This window comes from Pseudomonas allii, assembly GCF_055380095.1.
In genome coordinates, this window is the sequence record NZ_AP039450.1 from 6,182,443 (window position 1) to 6,201,497 (window position 19,055).

The 19,055-nt window shown below is 61.6% G+C and carries 16 protein-coding genes; 9 read left to right on the forward strand and 7 right to left on the reverse strand.

The genetic code is table 11. The annotated features are described in order from the left end of the window. Positions 1-39: 39 nt before the first annotated feature. Together ACZ445_RS28460 and ACZ445_RS28465 are read right to left on the reverse strand one after the other, a co-directional pair. A complete protein-coding gene (locus ACZ445_RS28460) occupies positions 40-894 on the reverse strand; it encodes a sulfurtransferase (protein WP_464707822.1) in 855 nt (284 codons plus the stop codon). Positions 895-927: 33 nt separating this feature from the next. Then, positions 928-1,599, reverse strand: coding sequence for a TetR/AcrR family transcriptional regulator (locus ACZ445_RS28465; protein ID WP_010207263.1), 672 nt, complete (start codon positions 1,597-1,599; stop codon positions 928-930). Between the two features lie 146 nt (positions 1,600-1,745). Between ACZ445_RS28465 and ACZ445_RS28470 the strand changes: the two genes are divergently transcribed. The 5 genes from ACZ445_RS28470 (at position 1,746) to ACZ445_RS28490 (ending at position 6,507) form a co-directional block, all read left to right on the forward strand. After that, entirely contained in the window at positions 1,746-3,173 is a 1,428-nt protein-coding gene (locus tag ACZ445_RS28470) for a coniferyl aldehyde dehydrogenase (RefSeq protein ID WP_058426536.1), read from the forward strand. A gap of 28 nt (positions 3,174-3,201) precedes the next feature. Further along, positions 3,202-3,747 carry a hypothetical protein gene (locus ACZ445_RS28475; RefSeq protein ID WP_058426535.1) on the forward strand — a complete coding sequence of 182 codons (546 nt, stop codon included), beginning with the start codon at positions 3,202-3,204 and terminating at the stop codon, positions 3,745-3,747. A gap of 36 nt (positions 3,748-3,783) precedes the next feature. After that, a complete protein-coding gene (locus ACZ445_RS28480) occupies positions 3,784-5,379 on the forward strand; it encodes a GMC family oxidoreductase (protein ID WP_464707824.1) in 1,596 nt (531 codons plus the stop codon). Between the two features lie 114 nt (positions 5,380-5,493). Next, positions 5,494-5,973, forward strand: a complete 480-nt coding sequence (coaD, locus tag ACZ445_RS28485; RefSeq protein WP_003176711.1) for a pantetheine-phosphate adenylyltransferase — start codon at positions 5,494-5,496, stop codon at positions 5,971-5,973. A gap of 282 nt (positions 5,974-6,255) precedes the next feature. Further along, entirely contained in the window at positions 6,256-6,507 is a 252-nt protein-coding gene (locus ACZ445_RS28490) for a YfhL family 4Fe-4S dicluster ferredoxin (RefSeq protein ID WP_003195146.1), read from the forward strand. A 109-nt stretch (positions 6,508-6,616) separates the two neighbouring features. Here the strand turns inward: ACZ445_RS28490 and mutM are convergent, their stop codons facing one another. Both mutM and ACZ445_RS28500 read right to left on the reverse strand, forming a co-directional pair. Beyond that, positions 6,617-7,429 carry a bifunctional DNA-formamidopyrimidine glycosylase/DNA-(apurinic or apyrimidinic site) lyase gene (gene mutM / locus ACZ445_RS28495; protein ID WP_464707826.1) on the reverse strand — a complete coding sequence of 271 codons (813 nt, stop codon included), beginning with the start codon at positions 7,427-7,429 and terminating at the stop codon, positions 6,617-6,619. Between the two features lie 21 nt (positions 7,430-7,450). Then, positions 7,451-8,263 (reverse strand): HDOD domain-containing protein, encoded by an 813-nt coding sequence (locus tag ACZ445_RS28500; RefSeq protein WP_179040720.1) that lies wholly within the window; start codon positions 8,261-8,263, stop codon positions 7,451-7,453. 277 nt (positions 8,264-8,540) lie between these two features. On the opposite strand from ACZ445_RS28500, the gene ACZ445_RS28505 reads away from it, so the two are divergent. The 4 genes from ACZ445_RS28505 to ACZ445_RS28520 all read left to right on the forward strand — a co-directional run bounded on the left by ACZ445_RS28505 (position 8,541) and on the right by ACZ445_RS28520 (position 14,777). Then, positions 8,541-9,737: a class I SAM-dependent rRNA methyltransferase gene (locus tag ACZ445_RS28505; RefSeq protein WP_003195152.1), complete on the forward strand. Its 1,197-nt coding sequence runs from the start codon at positions 8,541-8,543 to the stop codon at positions 9,735-9,737. Between the two features lie 249 nt (positions 9,738-9,986). Continuing rightward, positions 9,987-11,147: an MFS transporter gene (locus ACZ445_RS28510; RefSeq protein WP_179040796.1), complete on the forward strand. Its 1,161-nt coding sequence runs from the start codon at positions 9,987-9,989 to the stop codon at positions 11,145-11,147. Between the two features lie 256 nt (positions 11,148-11,403). Further along, positions 11,404-13,245 (forward strand): dihydroxy-acid dehydratase, encoded by a 1,842-nt coding sequence (ilvD, locus tag ACZ445_RS28515; protein ID WP_058426531.1) that lies wholly within the window; start codon positions 11,404-11,406, stop codon positions 13,243-13,245. Between the two features lie 122 nt (positions 13,246-13,367). Continuing rightward, a complete protein-coding gene (locus ACZ445_RS28520) occupies positions 13,368-14,777 on the forward strand; it encodes a hypothetical protein (RefSeq protein WP_464707827.1) in 1,410 nt (469 codons plus the stop codon). A 74-nt stretch (positions 14,778-14,851) separates the two neighbouring features. Here the strand turns inward: ACZ445_RS28520 and ACZ445_RS28525 are convergent, their stop codons facing one another. The 3 genes from ACZ445_RS28525 to ACZ445_RS28535 all read right to left on the reverse strand — a co-directional run bounded on the left by ACZ445_RS28525 (position 14,852) and on the right by ACZ445_RS28535 (position 18,909). Beyond that, positions 14,852-17,299: a TonB-dependent siderophore receptor gene (locus tag ACZ445_RS28525; protein WP_058426529.1), complete on the reverse strand. Its 2,448-nt coding sequence runs from the start codon at positions 17,297-17,299 to the stop codon at positions 14,852-14,854. 132 nt (positions 17,300-17,431) lie between these two features. Beyond that, positions 17,432-18,379, reverse strand: a complete 948-nt coding sequence (locus tag ACZ445_RS28530) for a FecR family protein (RefSeq protein ID WP_179029238.1) — start codon at positions 18,377-18,379, stop codon at positions 17,432-17,434. Beyond that, positions 18,376-18,909, reverse strand: coding sequence for an RNA polymerase sigma factor (locus ACZ445_RS28535; RefSeq protein ID WP_058426527.1), 534 nt, complete (start codon positions 18,907-18,909; stop codon positions 18,376-18,378). Before ACZ445_RS28535 ends, ACZ445_RS28530 begins: the two co-directional genes overlap by 4 nt. Positions 18,910-19,055 lie beyond the last annotated feature (146 nt).

Below are 19,055 nucleotides of genomic sequence, written 5' to 3' on the forward strand. Positions count from 1 at the left end.
TCGCTCCCACATTTGGATTGGGTTTACACGACGGATAACTCAGTCGCCAGTAGCGATGGCACGCGCCGGATCGGTGATCCACTCGCTCCACGACCCTGCATACAACTTGCCCAACGGGTAACCGGCCAGGCTCAGGGCGAACAGGTTGTGGCACGCAGTCACCCCTGAACCGCAATACGCTACCAGTTCATCCGGCGAGCGCCCCTGCAATTTTTCGGCGAAGCGTTGCTTGAGCTGCTCGGCGGGTAAGAAGCGGCCGTCCGCACCCAGGTTTTCGTTAAACGCCGCACACTGCGCCCCAGGGATGTGCCCGGCAATCGGGTCGATCGGCTCCACTTCACCACGAAAGCGTGGTTGGGCACGGGCATCGATCAGGGTGAGGCCGGGTTGGCCCAGGAGTTTTTGCAGGTGCTCGGCATCCAGCACCAGGTGATTGTCCGGCGTACCGACGAAGGTGCCTGGCTCAACCACCGGTGCGTCCAGGCTCAGCGGAAAACCGGCCGCATGCCAGGCCTTGAGGCCACCATCCAGAATAAAGACGCCATCACGCTTGCCCAGCCACGCCAGCAACCACCAGGCCCGTGCGGCATAGGCACCGGGGCCGTCGTCATACAGCACGATATCGGTGTCGGTGTTGATCCCCCAGGCACGCAATTGCTCGGCGAAGGTATCTGCCGCCGGCAACGGATGGCGACCGGTCACGCCCTTGGTCACCGGCCCGCTGAGGTGGCGTTCCAGGTCAGCGTACTGCGCGCCCTCGATATGCCCTTCGGCATAGCTGCAGAGCCCGTAGTCAGGGTCTTCCAGGGCAAAACGGCAATCGAGGATCACCAACCCGCCGGCCTTCTGGCGCTCGGCCAATTGCTGGGGGCTGATCAGTTGGGCAAGCGGCATGACGGACTCCTATGAACAGATTCGGGAAAGGTCCTACTTCACTTCTTCCAATGCCTGATTCAACGGCACATAAAACTCTTTGAACAAGGCATCCACGGCGTCCTTCGCCTGGGGCGTGACAAACCCCGCCTCCAGCACCAGCACCTGATACACCCCGCGCTTGATCGCCTCGGCGCTCAGGTGGGCGGAGTTTTCATTGGTGGTGCACAGAAAGCGCACCCAGGAGGTGAGGATGATCCAGGCATTGAGGGTCAGGGCTTCGGTTTGCACCGGATCCATATTCAGGATGCCGGCGTCGACAAACCCTTGGTAAATGGCGCCGCCCTGGGTCAGGCAGCGCTGGGAAAAGCGCCGGTAGCCGGTGGCCAGTTCCGGGTCGCTTTCCAGCAGGTGTTCGAGGTCGCGGTGCAGGAAACGGTAGCGCCACATGCCGGCCAGCACGGCCTGCAGGTAGAAACGCTTGTCTTCGACGGTGACGGCGCGGCCTTGGGGCGGGCGCAGGAAACTGTCCACCAGGGCTTCGTATTCGCGAAACAACACGGCGATGATCGCCTGCTTATTGGGGAAGTGGTAGTACAGGTTGCCCGGCGAAATTTCCATGTGGGCGGCAATGTGGTTGGTGCTCACACTGCGCTCGCCCTGCTGGTTAAAAAGCTCCAGGCTGGTTTGCACAATGCGCTCGCTGGTCTTTACTCGTGGTGCCATAGGGGATCAGCTTCTGTACACGTGATAAGGCATCTTACGGCCTATCCTTGCACGGATAAAACCGGATGTTGCTGCAATGTTATTTGACAATTTAGAGTAATGACTCTAAAAATCCAGGCAGACCTATAACAATCGGGAACGCCGCCATGTCTGCCAACGTTGCCTACCTGCAAGATTCCCAGGCACTGGACCAGCTCCAGCACCTGTTCGATACCCAGCGCCGCGCCTACGCCGCCAACCCGATGCCGCCAGCCGCGCAGCGCCAGCAATGGCTCAAGGCCCTGCGCGATCTGCTCAGCGACGAGCGCCAGGCGCTGATCGACGCGATCAGCCAGGACTTCAGCCACCGCAGTGCCGACGAGACACTGTTCGCCGAACTGATGCCCAGCCTGCATGGCATTCACTATGCCAGCAAACACCTCAAGGGCTGGATGAAACCTTCGCGGCGGGCTGTAGGCATTGCGTTCCAACCGGCCTCGGCCAAAGTCATCTATCAACCATTGGGCGTGGTCGGGGTGATCGTGCCCTGGAACTACCCGCTGTACCTGGCCATCGGCCCGTTGGTCGGCGCCCTCGCTGCCGGCAACCGGGTGATGCTCAAGCTCAGTGAGTCCACACCCGCTACCGGCGAATTGCTCAAGGCGCTGCTGGCGAAAATCTTCCCCGAGGACCTGGTGTGCGTGGTGCTGGGTGAAGCCGAGGTGGGCATGGCGTTTTCCAAGCTGCCCTTCGACCACCTGCTGTTTACCGGCGCCACCAGCATCGGCAAGCATGTAATGCGTGCGGCGGCCGAACACCTCACGCCGGTCACCCTGGAGTTGGGCGGCAAGTCGCCGGCCATCGTGTCTGCGGATGTACCGCTCAAGGACGCCGCCGAGCGCATCGCCTTCGGTAAAGCCTTGAACGCGGGACAGACCTGTGTCGCGCCCGACTATGTATTGGTGCCGGAAGACCGCGTCGACGGCTTCGTCGAGGCCTACACCCAGGCCGTTCGCGGGTTTTATCCGACCCTGGCCGACAACCCGGACTACACCGCCATCATCAACGAACGGCAACTGGCCCGGCTGAATGCCTACGTCAAGGATGCCACCGACAAAGGTGCCACCCTGATCCCGCTGTACGACCAGGGTCAGGCGCGGCGCATGGCCCACAGCCTGTTGCTGAATGTCAGCGATGACATGACGGTGATGCAGGACGAGATCTTCGGCCCGGTGCTGCCGATCGTGCCGTATCGCGGCATCGACCAGGCCTTTGCCTACATCAACCAACGCCCTCGCCCACTGGCCCTGTACTACTTCGGCTACAACAAGCGCGAGCAGGACCGCGTGCTCCACGAAACCCACTCCGGCGGCGTATGCCTGAACGACACCCTGCTGCACGTGGCCCAGGACGACATGCCCTTTGGCGGCATCGGCCCGTCGGGCATGGGCCACTACCACGGGCATGAAGGGTTCCTGACGTTCAGCAAAGCCAAGGGCGTGCTGGTGAAACAGCGCCTGAACGCGGCGAAGCTGATCTACCCGCCCTACGGCAAAGCTATCCAGAAGTTGATCCAGAAGCTGTTCGTTCGCTGAAACCGCCACCCACGGGATAACAATAACAATGAACCCTAGCCTGACTGATTCACCCGCACTGTCGCGGCGCGGCGTCTTGAAGATTGGCCTGTGCGCCAGCGCCTTCCTGGCTACCGCCGGGTTGGGCGCCAGCCTCAGCGGTTGCTCCAGCAGCACCCCGGCCAGCGGTTTTGCCATGCTGCGCAGCAGTGACTTGCCGTTCCTGCGCGCGGTCATCCCGGTGCTGCTTGAAGGCGTGGCCAGCGTCCAGGAAGTCGCCAGCGGGATTGAAGACACCCTTAAAAAGCTCGATTTCAGCCTGCAACACCTGTCGCCGGAGATGTTCAAGCTCACCCAGCAACTGTTCGACGTATTGGGCATGGGCGTCACCCGTGGGCCGTTGACGGGGATCTGGGGCAGTTGGGAAAACGCCAGCGGGGAACAGATCCGCAACTTCCTGCACCGCTGGGAAAACAGCTACCTGAACCTGCTGCGCATGGGCCAGGGCTCGCTGCTCAAGCTGGTGATCATGGCCTGGTATTTCCAGCCGGCGTCCTGGGCGCATTGCGGTTACCCCGGCCCGCCAAAGATTTGATTCGCCGCCCTCCCATAAAAACAAGAGACGACCCTGATGCCCGTACCCGACCTGTTCCGCGACGGCATGGCCCGTGGCTGGAAAACCCACAATGGCGCCGCGCTCGATAACGACCTGACCCTGGAAGCCGATGTGGCGATCATCGGCAGCGGCGCCGGAGGCGGCACCACTGCCGAGATTCTCAGCGCCGTCGGCTACAAGGTGCTGCTGATCGAAGAAGGCCCGCTCAAGACCAGCAGCGACTTCAAACTGCTGGAAGACGAGGCCTACGCCAGTCTGTACCAGGAAGGCATCGGCCGCATGAGCAAGGACGGCGCCATCACCATCCTGCAGGGCCGGGCGGTAGGCGGTACCACGCTGATCAACTGGACGTCGAGCTTTCGCACCCCGGACGCCACCCTCGCCCACTGGGCCAGCGAATACGCGGTGAAGGGCCACAGCAGCGCCGAGATGGCACCGTGGTTCGAACAGATGGAGCAGCGCCTGGGCATCGCACCGTGGGCCATCCCCCCGAATGCGAACAACGATGTCATCCGCAAAGGCTGCGAAAAGCTCGGTTATAGCTGGCATGTGATCCCACGCAATGTGCGCGGCTGTTTCAACCTGGGTTATTGCGGCATGGGCTGCCCGGTCAATGCCAAGCAGTCGATGCTGGTAACCACCATCCCGTCCACCCTGGAAAAAGGCGGCGAGCTGTTGTACCTGGCCCGTGCCGAGCGCCTCATCTATAAAGGCGACGCTATCAGTAGCCTGGAATGCGTGGCGATGGACGAGCGTTGCGTGGCGCCTACCGGACGCAAGATCACGGTGAAGGCCAGGCATTACGTGCTCTCCGGCGGCGGCATCAACAGCCCGGCGCTGCTGATGCGCTCGGATGCACCCGACCCGCACTCGCGGCTGGGCAAGCGTACCTTTCTACATCTGGTGAACTTCTCCGCCGGGCTGTTCGACGAGGTGATCAACCCGTTCTACGGCGCGCCGCAGTCGATCTATTCCGATCACTTCCAATGGCAGGACGGGACGACCGGAAAAATGTCCTACAAGCTGGAAGCACCGCCCCTGCATCCAGGCTTAGCCAGCACCTTGTTTGGCGGCTATGGCACGCAGAACGCCCTGGACATGAGCCAATTGCCTCATACCCACGCCATGCTCGCGCTGTTGCGTGACGGTTTTCACCCCGACAGCCAGGGCGGCAGCGTGGATTTACGCGGTGACGGTACGCCGGTGCTCGATTATCAGGTCTCACCCTATGCCTGGGACGGCCTGCGCCGGGCGTTTCACAGCATGGCCGAGATCCAGTTCGCGGCGGGCGCCAAGTCGGTCAAGCCGCTGCACCACGACGCGCGATTCGTGAACACTTTGGCCGAGGCACGCCGCGTGATTGACGGGTTGAACCTGGAACTGCACCGAACCACGCTCGGCAGCGCCCATGTGATGGGCGGCTGCGCCATGGGTGAAGACCCGAAAAATGCAGTGGCCGACAGCCTGGGGCGCCATCATCAGTTGCGCAACTTGTCGATCCACGATGGCTCTCTATTCCCCACCAGCATTGGGGCCAATCCACAATTATCGGTGTACGGTTTGACCGCCCAACTGGCGACAGCCTTGGCCGAACGTCTGAAAACAGCGTGAAAAAACACGGTATTCGCTGTGTCTATAGTGCTTTCTTCTGCATAAGTTGACTTTCCCGACCGGGACGGCTGCGATACCATCCGGTTCCCCAACGGACTCCGCCAGGACGACGCGATGAACCGAGTGTTGTACCCAGGTACCTTCGACCCGATTACCAAAGGCCATGGCGATCTGGTCGAACGTGCCTCACGCTTGTTCGACCATGTGATCATCGCGGTCGCAGCCAGCCCCAAGAAAAACCCGCTGTTTCCCCTGGAACAGCGCGTGGAGCTGGCGCGTGAGGTCACCAAACACCTGCCCAACGTGGAAGTGGTGGGCTTTTCCACACTGCTGGCGCATTTCGCCAAAGAGCAGAACGCCAATGTGTTCCTGCGCGGCCTGCGTGCAGTGTCGGACTTCGAATACGAATTCCAGCTGGCCAACATGAACCGCCAACTGGCGCCGGACGTGGAAAGCCTGTTCCTCACGCCGTCGGAGCGCTATTCGTTCATTTCCTCGACGTTGGTCCGTGAAATCGCCGCTTTGGGCGGAGATATCACCAAGTTCGTGCACCCGGCCGTGGCCGATGCGCTGACCCTGCGTTTCAAGAAGTAATTTTGCTGAAGGGTTTTCTGTGGCGAGCGGGCTTGTCCCGCGTTGGGCTGCGAAGCAGCCCTAAAACCCGGCGATGAGGTTTCTGCCTGAAACTACGTGGTGCCTTTACTGGGGCCGCTTCGCAGCCCAACGCGGGACAAGCCCGCTCGCCACAAGTTACCTGCGACGAATAAATGGCGACTGTCCATAGGTCATGTACGCTCGCACTGCGGGCGCCAATGCGGCACAATTGCGCGCATTAGTTTTCAGATGCCTTGGCTGACAGCCCTGGCAGGAGCTTCCATGTCCCTGATCATCACCGACGATTGCATCAACTGCGACGTCTGCGAACCCGAGTGCCCGAACGCCGCGATCTCCCAAGGCGAAGAGATCTACGTGATCGACCCGAACCTGTGCACCCAGTGCGTCGGCCACTACGACGAGCCTCAGTGTCAGCAAGTGTGCCCGGTGGATTGCATTCCATTGGATGAAGCCCATCCGGAAACGGAAGAGCAGCTAATGGAGAAATACCGGAAGATTACCGGTAAGGCTTAAGGGCCTCTTCGCGAGCAAGCCCGCTCCCACAGTTGACCGAGTTCCAATATGAGAATGCGGTCGAATGTGGGGGCTTGCTCGCGAAGGTGGCATCAGCCATCACACAAGATCAGCGCTGGCACTTGGGGCAAAACACACTCGCCCGCTGCCCCAGCACCACATTGCGCAACTCGCTCCCGCAGACCTTGCACGCCTCGCCGCCCCGGCCATAGACGAACAGTTCCTGCTGGAAATACCCAGGCTGCCCGTCGCCGCCGATAAAGTCGCGCAACGTGGTGCCGCCGCGCTCGATGGCAGCAGCCAGCACGCGCTTGATCTCGATCGCCAGCTTCAAATAACGCGCTCGCGAAATACCGCCCGCCTCGCGACGTGGATCGATCCCCGCCGCAAACAGCGCTTCCGTCGCATAGATATTGCCCACGCCCACCACCACCGCGTTGTCCATGATGAACGGCTTCACCGCCATCGACCGCCCACGGGACAGCTGGAACAGACGCTCGCCGTCAAACAGGTCGGTCAGCGGCTCCGGCCCCAGTCGGATCAGCAGTTCATGGTTGTGCGGGTCCTGGCTCCAGAGCATCGCGCCAAACCGCCGAGGGTCGGTGTAGCGCAGGGCCAGGCCGGATTCGAGTTCGATATCCACATGTTCATGCTTGGCCGCCGGCATGCCCACCTCCACCAGGCGCAAGTTTCCCGACATGCCCAAGTGACTGATCAAGGTGCCCACTTCGGCATTGATCAACAGGTACTTGGCCCGCCGCTCCACCAACACGATGCGCTGCCCGGACAGGCGCACATCGAGGTCTTCCGGGATCGGCCAGCGCAGGCGTCGTTCGCGCACCACTACGCGGCTGACCCGCTGGCCTTCCAGGTGCGGCGCAATCCCGCGCCGGGTGGTTTCGACTTCTGGTAACTCGGGCATGTGTGCCTCTTTAAGGAAGGGTCAGTGGGCGCCCAATTCGCGGATCGACAACTTCATGCTCTCGAAGTCGTAGTCCGACAGCCCCACGTAATCCAGCACCAGGTGGCCGATGGCGTTCCACTCATGGTCCACCGCCTGGTTGCCCAGCACGCGGTAGGACGAGCAGATGTGCTCGGCCATTTTCAGGATCGCCAGCAGGTTCTTGAGCTGCGGAGTGCGCGACGACTCATCGCTGAAGATCGCCAGGGCGTTGTGGTGGTTGGCGATGGCGTCAGTCACATGCTGCGGCAGGCGCCAGGATTTGGCGGTGTAATAGCCGACCACGGCATGGTTGGTGTTGAACGCGTTGTTCTCGGTGTCGACCACGCGGCAATCGGGACCGGCATTGGCATACGCCTGCTCCAGCACCGACATGTAGTTGGGGAAGCGCTTGAGCATCAGCGGCACGCCACAGTCATGGAACAGGCCCAGGGCATAGGCCTCGTCCACCGCCTGGGCGCCGGTGCGCTTGGCCAGGGTGAGGCAGGTCATGGCCACATCTTGGGCGGTGTCCCAGAAGCGGTTGAGGGTGACGATGGTGTCGTCGCTCATCTCGCCTTTGATCGACAACGCGTTGATCAGGTTGATGATCGAGCGGCTGCCCAGCAGGTTCACCGCGCGCTGGATCGAGGCGATCTTGTTGCTCAGGCCGTAATACGACGAGTTGACGATCTTCAGCAACGCGCCGGACAGGCCCGGGTCCTGGGAGATCAGCCGCGCGATCACTTCCAGGTCCGGATCGGGCATGTATTGCTCCATCTGCAAATCCACCATGATTTGCGGCTGGGGCGGCACGCTGATGCCTTGCAGGGCCTGTTGGATCTGTTCGGCGGAAAGCTCTTGGGACATAAGTACACACTCTGGGCTAGGCGAGGATTCTAACCCCTAAGCAAACCTGACCGACACCCAAATGCCCGATTGAAACCGGACTAAATGTGGGAGGGCGCTTGCTCCCGATGGCATCACCGCCGTACGTCAGATACACCGCGCCGCCTGCATCGCGGGCAAGCCCACTCCCACATCAACCGCGCCGCAACAGGTATACTCCCGCTCTTTTTTCCGGAGCGACGTCATGTCCCTGCCAAGCCTGCGTCTCAAAGCCAACGCCGATCGTCGTTTGCGCAACGGCCACCTGTGGGTCTACAGCAACGAAATCGACGTGGCCGCCACCCCACTTCACGGCTTCCAGGCGGGCGACCAGGCCATCCTCGAAGCGGCCGGCGGCAAGACCCTGGGCATCGTGGCCATGAGCCCGAACAACCTGATCTGCGCCCGCCTGCTGTCGCGCGACATCAAGTTGCCGCTGGACAAGTCGCTGCTGGTGCACCGCCTGAACGTCGCCCTGTCCCTGCGCGATCGCCTGTTCGACAAGCCGTTCTACCGCCTGGTCTACGGCGATTCCGACCTGTTGCCGGGCCTGGTGGTCGACCGTTTCGGCGACATCCTGGTGGTGCAGATCGCCTCGGCGACCATGGAAGCCCATAAAGAAGACGTGATCGCCGCCCTGACCCAAGTGCTCAAGCCGAGCGGCATCCTCTTCAAGAACGACTCCGCCGCACGCGACGCCGAAGGCCTCAATCGCTACGTGGAGACCGTGTTCGGCCTGGTGCCGGAGTGGGTGGCGCTGGAAGAAAACGGCGTGAAATTCGAAGCCCCGGTGATCCAGGGCCAGAAAACCGGCTGGTTCTACGACCACCGCATGAACCGCGCCCGCCTGGCCCCGTATGCCAAAGGCAAGCGCGTGCTGGACCTGTACAGCTACATCGGCGGTTGGGGCGTGCAGGCTGCTGCCTTCGGCGCCAGTGAAGTGTTCTGCGTCGACGCTTCCGCCTTCGCCCTCGACGGTGTGGAGCGCAACGCCGCGCTGAACGGCTTTGCCGAGAAAATGACCTGCATCGAAGGCGACGTGTTCGAAGCCTTGAAAGAACTGAAAGCCAGCGAAGAACGCTTCGACGTGATCGTCGCCGACCCTCCGGCCTTCATCAAACGCAAGAAAGACATGAAAAACGGCGAAGGCGCCTACCGCCGCCTCAACGAGCAAGCCATGCGCCTGCTCAGCAAGGACGGCATCCTGGTCAGCGCGTCGTGCTCCATGCACCTCCCGGAAGACGACCTGCAAAACATCCTGCTGACCAGCGCCCGTCACCTGGACCGCAATATCCAGATGCTCGAACGTGGTGGGCAGGGTCCGGATCATCCGGTGCACCCGGCGATTGCCGAGACGCGGTATATCAAGAGCATTACGTGCCGGTTGTTGCCAAACAGCTAAAGCCAAGCACAGATAAAAATGTGGGAGGGGGCTTGCCCCCGATAGCCGTGTGTCAGCCAGCTAATATGGGGCTGACACTACGCAATCGGGGGCAAGCCCCCTCCCACATTTGTTTTGTGGTTGCCGTAAAAGCTTTTCCTACCCAAGCAAGCCACGTCAATTCAGGAAGTTTCTCTCAACGCTTTTGATTGAATTCCACTTTTCGCAGACTAGTATCCGTTTCTGGTTTTACTCCGGAAAACAAAAACAATGTCTCGGCCCTACCTCTCCCGCTTCATCCTCATCACCTGCATTTCATTGATCAGCTTCTTTCCGATCAATATTCTCTTGCCCTCATTCCCTGCCCTGGCGGCCCGATTCGACACGCCAAGCGCAGAGGTCGCGCTGTCCATCAGCCTGTTCACCCTGGTCTTTTCCATCTCCCAACTGATCGCCGGCCCGCTGTCGGACAAGTGGGGCCGCAAGGAAGTCCTGCTCGGCTGCATCACGTTGTCGATCCTGGGTGCGATCGGTTGCGCGATGGCAACGGACTACCTGACCTTCCTGCTGTTTCGCTCAGTCCAGGCCATGGGCTGCGGCTTTTTTGTATTAGGCCACGCACTGGTGGAAGACCTGTTCGAGGAGCAGGACCGCGCTCGAGTACGCCTTTACTACATGACCCTGAGCGGTTCATTCGTCGCGCTGTCGCCGTTGATCGGCTCCTGGCTGCAAACCACCTTCGACTGGCAAGGCAGCTTTTATGGGTTCGCCGTGATGGCACTGGGCATGTTGATCCATGCCCTCTGCATCCTGCCGTCCAAGTCCGCCAGCCCGCACCGCACGCCAGTGTCGATCATCGGCACGCTGAAAGCCGTCGCGCGCAATCGCGACTTCCTGCGCTACTGGTGGATCGCCGCATTGGTATTCGCCTGTTATTTCGCCTTGATCAGCGTGACACCGCTGATTTTCATGGATGCGCTGAAGCTCTCCGAATACCAGTACGCGCTGGTGCTGATGGTGTACGGCGTGGCCTATCTGCTGGGCGGCGTGGCAGCCTCTCACCTGCAAAAGCGCATTGCGCTGTCCCGGCAGATCAATATCGGCCTGGGGCTGCTACTGGTCGCCGGCGTGCTGCTAACGCTGATCGTCAGCCTGGACGCCATCACCCCTGTGACGTTGCTCATCCCGATGTTGATCAGCGCCCTGGCCGTGACCCTGGTTCGCCCCGCGGCGATTTCTGCGGCGATGCTGCTGTTCTCAAGCAGCGCGGGCACTGCTGCCTCGGCGGGGAACAGCATCATGTTCCTGACCGCCGCCCTCAGCAGTGCCGCCCTGGCGCAAACCGGATCCAACCTATTGATGAGCATCGCCCTGAGCTTCATCGTCTTCAGCCTGTGGGGATGGCTGACCAATGCCAGAACCGGAGGCTGACCCGCCCGCACGTCCCGTAGCCGCTATCTTCACGGTTTCGGCCATTCCCTCCAGCCGCCAGCGGTGTAGAATCGGCCCTATTCATCGCCAGTCATCCCCCGGCGGGTTTATGAGCTCGAGGCCCAAGCAAGCGGCGATCCCGCGACGCGAGTGGCAACTTCCGGACACACGGCCATTTCTGAGTGTTCCAGACGTCAATAGAAGCTCACTCCCCTTTGCACCTGATTAGTAAGTGATTAGCCGCCCGGAGTGCTCCATGCCAGATTACCGCTCGAAAACATCCACCCACGGCCGCAACATGGCCGGCGCGCGCGCACTGTGGCGCGCCACGGGGATGAAAGATGACGACTTCAAGAAGCCGATCATCGCGATTGCCAACTCGTTCACCCAGTTCGTACCCGGCCACGTCCACCTCAAGGACCTGGGCCAACTGGTCGCCCGCGAGATCGAACGCGCCGGCGGTGTAGCAAAAGAATTCAACACCATCGCCGTGGACGACGGCATCGCCATGGGCCATGACGGCATGCTGTATTCCCTGCCGAGCCGCGAGATCATCGCCGACTCCGTGGAGTACATGGTCAACGCCCACTGCGCCGACGCCATCGTCTGCATCTCGAACTGCGACAAGATCACCCCCGGCATGCTGATGGCCGCGCTGCGCCTGAACATCCCGGTGATCTTCGTGTCCGGCGGCCCGATGGAAGCCGGCAAGACCAAGCTCGCCTCCCACGGCCTCGACCTGGTCGACGCCATGGTCATCGCCGCCGACTCCAGCGCTTCTGACGAGAAGGTCGCGGAATACGAGCGCAGCGCCTGCCCAACGTGCGGTTCGTGCTCCGGCATGTTCACCGCCAACTCGATGAACTGCCTGGTGGAAGCCCTGGGCCTGGCCTTGCCGGGCAACGGTTCCACCCTGGCCACCCACAGCGACCGCGAGCAGCTGTTCCTGCAGGCCGGCCGCACCATCGTCGAGCTGTGCAAGCGCTACTACGGCGAGAACGATGAGTCGGTATTGCCGCGTAACATCGCCAACTTCAAGGCGTTCGAAAACGCCATGACCCTGGACATCGCCATGGGCGGTTCCACCAACACCATCCTGCACTTGCTGGCTGCCGCCCAGGAAGCCGAGATCGATTTCGACCTGCGCGACATCGACCGCCTGTCCCGTCACGTGCCACAGCTGTGCAAAGTCGCGCCGAACATCCAGAAGTACCACATGGAAGACGTCCACCGCGCCGGCGGGATCTTCTCGATCTTAGGCTCCCTGGCCCGTGGTGGCCTGTTGCACACCGACCTGCCGACCGTGCACAGCAAGTCCATCGCCGAAGGCATCGCCAAGTGGGACATCACCCAAACCGACGATGAAGCCGTGCACACCTTCTTCAAGGCTGGCCCGGCCGGTATCCCGACGCAAACCGCGTTCAGCCAGTCGACCCGTTGGGACACCCTGGACGACGACCGTGAAAACGGCTGCATCCGCAGTGTCGAGCACGCCTACTCCCAAGAAGGCGGCCTGGCCGTGCTGTACGGCAACATCGCCCTGGACGGCTGCGTGGTGAAAACCGCCGGCGTGGATGAGTCCATCCACGTGTTCGAAGGCAACGCGAAGATCTTCGAAAGCCAGGACAGCGCGGTACGCGGCATCCTCGCCGATGAAGTGAAGGCCGGTGACATCGTGATCATCCGCTACGAAGGCCCGAAAGGCGGCCCAGGTATGCAGGAGATGCTGTACCCGACGTCCTACCTGAAATCCAAGGGCCTGGGCAAAGCCTGCGCCTTGCTGACCGATGGTCGTTTCTCTGGCGGCACCTCGGGCCTGTCCATCGGCCACGCTTCGCCAGAAGCCGCAGCCGGTGGCGCGATTGGCCTGGTGCAGGACGGCGACAAGGTGCTGATCGACATTCCGAACCGCTCGATCAACCTGTTGATCAGCGATGAAGAATTGGCGGCACGCCGGGTCGAGCAGGACAAGAAAGGCTGGAAGCCGGTGGAGAAGCGTCCGCGCAAAGTCACCACCGCATTGAAAGCCTATGCCCTGCTAGCCACCAGTGCCGACAAGGGTGCGGTGCGTAACAAGGCGATGCTCGACGGCCTGTAAGCTTCGCCCATGAAAATGCCCCGCCCAGTGCGGGGCATTTTTTTGCCTGGCGTTCTGACGCTGTAGTTTTTCATACGCCGGCCGATAACAGGCGCATCTGTATTCTCAAGGAACTTACCCGCATGGATGCCCGCTCTACCGCTCTACGCCCAGCTGCATGGGCGCTTTCCCTATTGGCGTTGGCCGGTTGCAGCTCGCTGCAAAAGCCTCAGGTGGACCCAGGCCTGGCACTCTTCAACGAAGCCATGACACTGCCGGCGCTCGACTACACCATCCTGCGCAACGGCGACAGGGTCGCGTACTCCGTCGATTTGCAGCAAAACCCGATCTCTGTGCAGTTCGACGCCTATTGCACACAAGGTCCTGGAAGGATGCTCTACCCCACGCGCACGGGCCTGCGGGCTTTTACTCCCTCACCGGTAACAGGGGTCGACCTGCCGACGGCACAGGCTCAACAACTGCGGCAAAGCGCTCAATTGCAGAGCGTATGCAAGGCACGCCCCGTGCCCGACTGGCGGGTGCTGCAAACCTCTGCCGATCAGGGCTGGCTGCTGATCGACCGTAACAGCGTGCAGCAGCAAGGCAGTCAGATATCCGTCTGGGCCGCAGAGGATTACCTGCACTATCAGGTCGCCAAGACCGCATCGTTGTTTACTCAACGGCAGGAGCGGCTGACCCTGGATTGCACACAACGCACCATTACGTTGATGAGCCAGTTCAACCTCGATGAAACGCGCCAGATGATCAACGGCGAAATCCGTCGACAATTCAAGCCGCAAGCCTTGGATCAAGCTTCCGGCGAACATGCCCAGCTCTTCAAGGATCTGTGCCAGGCGCCGGTGGAGCTGGCCCAGTTACCCGCTTTCAAGGCGCGCCAGGCATTGCCACCCGCTGCCAGCGCAACCAATGCCAACCCAGCCGTACTGGCGGCCATCCGAGCGCTCGGCCTGCCTGCGCCAACCCGCACCCTGAGCGAGCTGGCCTACGACTATGACGCCGTGCTCTTCAACAACACCCGCGTGGGCGACCAGACCAAGCAGACATTCATCAGTGTCGACAACGCATCGGGTCAGACGCTGGTACAAACACGCGACTCGGCACTTGGCTTTAACCAGGAGCTGACCTTCCAAGGCCTGTTTGATCTGGACAGCCAAGGTCTCGACCGCAAAACCGGCAGTGACAAGGTGAAGACCCGCCTCTTGGTTGGCCTGAGCTTTCAAGGCGATTGGCGTAACTTGCCCCTCGCCAGTGAGGTGAGCTACACCCAAACGTGGTCAAAATCCATCAACCCCGATGGCAGTCCTTCGCCGGAGAACAGCGAGCCAAGAACCGTGACCTGCAAGGTCGATCGGGAAATCCCGGCTGCCACCCTCACCCCGGACCTGAAGGGACAAGCCAAGGTACTCGACTGCGTTCAGATGAAAGGTTGGACCTATCAGGCAGCCTACCTGAGCGACTATGGGCTGTTCATCAAACTGCATGAGAACGCGTTGGTTGCGCAATGGAACTGGCATTTGAAATCGGTGAAGTGACGCGCGATAGCGTGGGTTGTTTGAGCCCATGAAAATGCCCCGCCACGTGCGGGGCATTTTTATTCCAGTGGCACTCAGAACTGCGGCGTGTAAGTCATGGTGAACATCACATTGCGCGGGTCGCCATAGTAGTTACTGCCCCAGTTCGCGTTGTAAGCCGGGATGTAGTACTTCTTGTCGAACATGTTGTTCAGGTTCGCCGCGACGGTGAATTCCTGGTTGATCTTGTAGGCCACCCGCGAATCCCACAGTGCATTGCCCGGCACGCTGAAGGTGCGATCGTAGGCAACGGTGCTGCTTTGCGCCGTCACGCCAGCGCCGACGCTGACCTTCTGCCAGTCCCCTGGCAATTGGTAGTCGCCCCACACCTTGAGCAGGTGCTTGGGCGTCCAGGTGCTGAAGACCTTGCCTTCGTAGGTGTCGTCCTTGAGGAACTTGGTGGTGTTGTAGGTATAGCTGGAGACCAGTTGCAGACCCGGCAGCACTTCACCGCCCAATGTGGCTTCAAAACCCTGGCTGCGGACCTTGCCCGAGGCCACCGAGCAATACCAGCCATTGCAGTTCATCGGCCCTTGCAGGTCCTGGACGCCACGGTTTTCCTGGTCGTAGCGGAAGATCGCAAACGAGGTGTTGAGGCGGCCATCGGCCAGTTCACCCTTGATGCCCAGCTCGTAGTTCTTGCCCTCGATAGGCTTGAGCAGAGAGCCGGAGGTGGTCAGGTTGGTTTGCGGCTCGAACGCATCGGCGTAGCTGGCGTAAGCCGACCACTGATCGTTCAGGGCATAGACCAGGCCGGCATACGGGGTGACCTTGCCGGAGGTTTGCGTGGTGCTTTCCTCGGCGGCGCCGTACACGCCCTGGCGACCGCTCTGGCCGATGTAGGAGTATTCGTACCAACTGGTGCGCGCGCCGAGGATCAGAGTCAGCGGGTCCAGCACCTTGACGCGCCAGGTGCCGTAGAGGCCTTTCTGGCGAATGTCATACCAGCTCTTCGAGGCGTTCCCGGCCTGGAACAACTGGTATTTGTCGCGCTGCACACGGTTGTGGTCGATGTTGAAAATATCCGCGCCATTCGTTGCCGCCCGCGCCCACTGGTCGTCGGTGGTGAGTTTGGAATAGTTGGCGCCCAGGACTATTTCCTGTTGGAAACCCAGGCCGTCGAACTTGCCGTTGACATACACATCCGCGCCGCGACTTTTGGTATTGAAGTCGGTCACCCAGTCGATGTAGCGCACATTGCCCGTGTCGCCGGGGTTGGGGACGGTGTCCCACGTCGCCTGGTAAGTCGCGTCGTTGTGCTCGTCCATTGCCACCAGCGCAGCCTTCACTTTCCAGTCATCGTTGAAACGATGCTCCAGGTCGGCGAACACCTGGGTCTGATTGTTGACTGCACGGTTCCAGCTGGCGCCGACAAAGGTCGAGCGCGGCAGGCCGATATCACTGCCATTGGCGTAGCGGGGCAGCGACATGAAGTTGGGGCGTGAGTGGCCTTTCTGGTTGCTGATGCCGACGCCCACGGTGGTGTCTGGCGTGAAGTCGTAGTCGACGGCGCCGTAGACGGTCTGGTTCCAGCCGCCCGCGTAGTCGACGAAAGAGTTCGTGGTGTCGTAATCCGCCACAAACCGGCCGCGCAAGGTGCCTTCCGGGTTGAGCGGCCCACCGGCATCGACTTGGGTGCCGTAGTGGTCCCACGAGCCGGCCTTGGCGGTGACGGTCACTGTGGGCGCCTGCTGGCCGCGCTTGCGCACCAGGTTCATGGTGCCGCCGGGGCTGTTCGCGCCTTGCAGCAAGGCGGCCGGGCCGCGCAGGGTTTCGACGCGGTCGTAGATCGCCATGTTTTCCGTGAGGTAGCTGCCCAGCGTGTAAGTGTTACGCGGTATGCCTACGCCGTCATATTGCAGGGTGCCGACTTCGAAGCCACGGGAGAAGATGAACATGCCAGGGCCGGGAGATTTGGTCGCCGTCAGCCCGGGCGTGCGCTTGACCACGTCGGACAGCTTGGTGGTGTTCTGGTCGTCCATCTGCTTGCGGGTCATGACGCTGACCGATTGCGGGATGTCCTTGAGTTTCTGCTCGCCCTTGCCGATGGCCACGGCACCCGTGGTGTAGGAGCCGGTGCCTTCGGTGGTGACGCCCAGGCGTTCGGCGCTGATGGTGGTGGCGCCGACTTCAAGGGCGCCACCACCATCCACGCGCTTTTCCAGGGTGACGGTATCGGCGTTGATAAACGCCGCGCTCAACCCCGTGCCGCCGAGCAGTTGGCCCAAGGCTTCACGCTGCCCTAGGTTGCCCTTTACCCCCGGCGACACCACCCCCTGGGTCAACTCACCGTTCACCAGCACCTGCACCCGTGTCACTGCCGAAAATGCCGCCAGCGCACCGTCCAGGCTCTGCCCCGGAATGTCGAATCGGTAGGTCTGGGCCTGGGTGGTTTCGGCGGCCTGCAGGTACAGCGGCGCAGTGCCGCAGGCCATGGAAATGGCCAGTGCCAGCAAGGGCCGTGCGGCGAATCGGTGTGCCATGGATGGTGCTCCCCGGTGCAAAAAAGTCTGTGATCGGCGCCGCACTACTTGAGAGTGCTTACTATTTACGCCTCAGTGATCAAGGACGATGGCTTGCGGGGAAACCCTGAAAATATTTTGAGAAAGTTGCGATCAGGACGCTTTGCCTTCGCGCAACACCAGTAAATACGGGGTGTAGTGCTCAGCGCGCAGGTTGAGGGTGTATTCCAGCGCCTTGATCACGGCTTCCGGTTTGTCGATCTCGAACACGCCAGACACCACGCGATTGCGCAGCGCATCGCCCAGCACCAGGGTCTTGCCGGGCCAGTAGCGGTTCAACTCGCTGACCACTTCCGACAGCGGTTGTTGGCGGAACACCAGTTGTCGCTGGCGCCAGGCGAAACCGCTGGCCGCATCGAAACCGTGCACCTCGGCAAGGTGCTGGCCCTGATATTCCACCGCCCGTCCCGGCTCCAGGTAGACCGGCTCACCGGCGCCCGCGCTGACCTGCACCTTGCCCTGCGCCACTTGCACCCGCGTCTGCGCATCCCGCCTTGCCACGCTGAACTGGGTGCCGACCACCTTCACCCAGCCCTCGCCGGACTGCACCACGAAAGGCCGCGCCGGGTCTTTGGTCACGCTGAAAAAACCTTCCCCGCGCAACAGGCGGATCTGACGCTCACCGCCGCTCATGCGTATCTGAACGGCGCTGTCAGTATTGAGTTGCAACTGGGAGCCATCGGCCAACTCGACCGTGCGCGATTCGCCGGTGCCGGTGGCGTAGTCCGCACGCAGGCGATCCAGCCAGGGTGTGTTCTGCACGGTCAACCCCACCGCCAGCAACACGGCGGCGGCGCAGGCCCAACGCCTGGCGGGTTTGCGCCACGCGGCCTGCTCGGCGCGGCGGATCACCCGTGCCGGTTCACGCAAACCGCCGAGCATCGCCTGCACTTCCTGCCACGCGTCGTCCTGGGGCTGGCCCTGCCCGAGCCAGGCGGCAAAGGCGTCCATCTCGGCCGGGGTCACGTCCTCGGCCTGCAAGCGGAAGTACCAGGCGGACGCTTCTTCGAACAACACGTCGGCAGTGGGTAAAGCAGTCATGACCGACGTCCTTGTGTGTCGCAGGCGAGCCGCGTCTTGATGTAGGCGCGGCATTCAATCAAGGCGCGACGCAGTTGGTATTCCACGCTGCGCGGGCTGATCGACAGGCGTTCGCCAATCTCGCGGTAGGAAAGTTCGTCGACATGATAGAGCAGGAAGATCTGCCGAGTCGCTGCGGGCAACGCCAGGATAGCGTCCTGCATCAGTTGCTCACGCTGGTAGGCGGCCAGTTGTTCGTCGACACCGGGGTTGCCGCACGGCAGCTCTTCGCTGGGCTCGCCGGCATCCAGGCGCTCACGGCGGATGGCCTGGCGCTGGTGGTCGCGCACCAGGTTGCTGGCGATGGTGAAGAGGAAGGCTGGCAGGTTGTCGATCTTCTCGCCGGAATCCAGGCGTGCCAGGCGCAGAAACGACTCCTGGGTCAGGTCGGCGGCCACCTGGGCGCTGCCGGTGCGGCGGGTGACGAAGGCTTCGAGGGCTTTCTTCTGCTCCGCGAACAGGCGCGCGATCTGCGAATTCCAGGAGGACACAGCACTACCTTGAGAAGAACGGAGGGTTCAGGAAGTGCGCACGCTAGCAGAGGATGAGATTTGTTCGCAATTGATATCTATTTTTGCTGTGACCTTTGGGGTGTCAATCAGATAGCTATCGGGGGCAAGCCCCCTCCCACACTGAC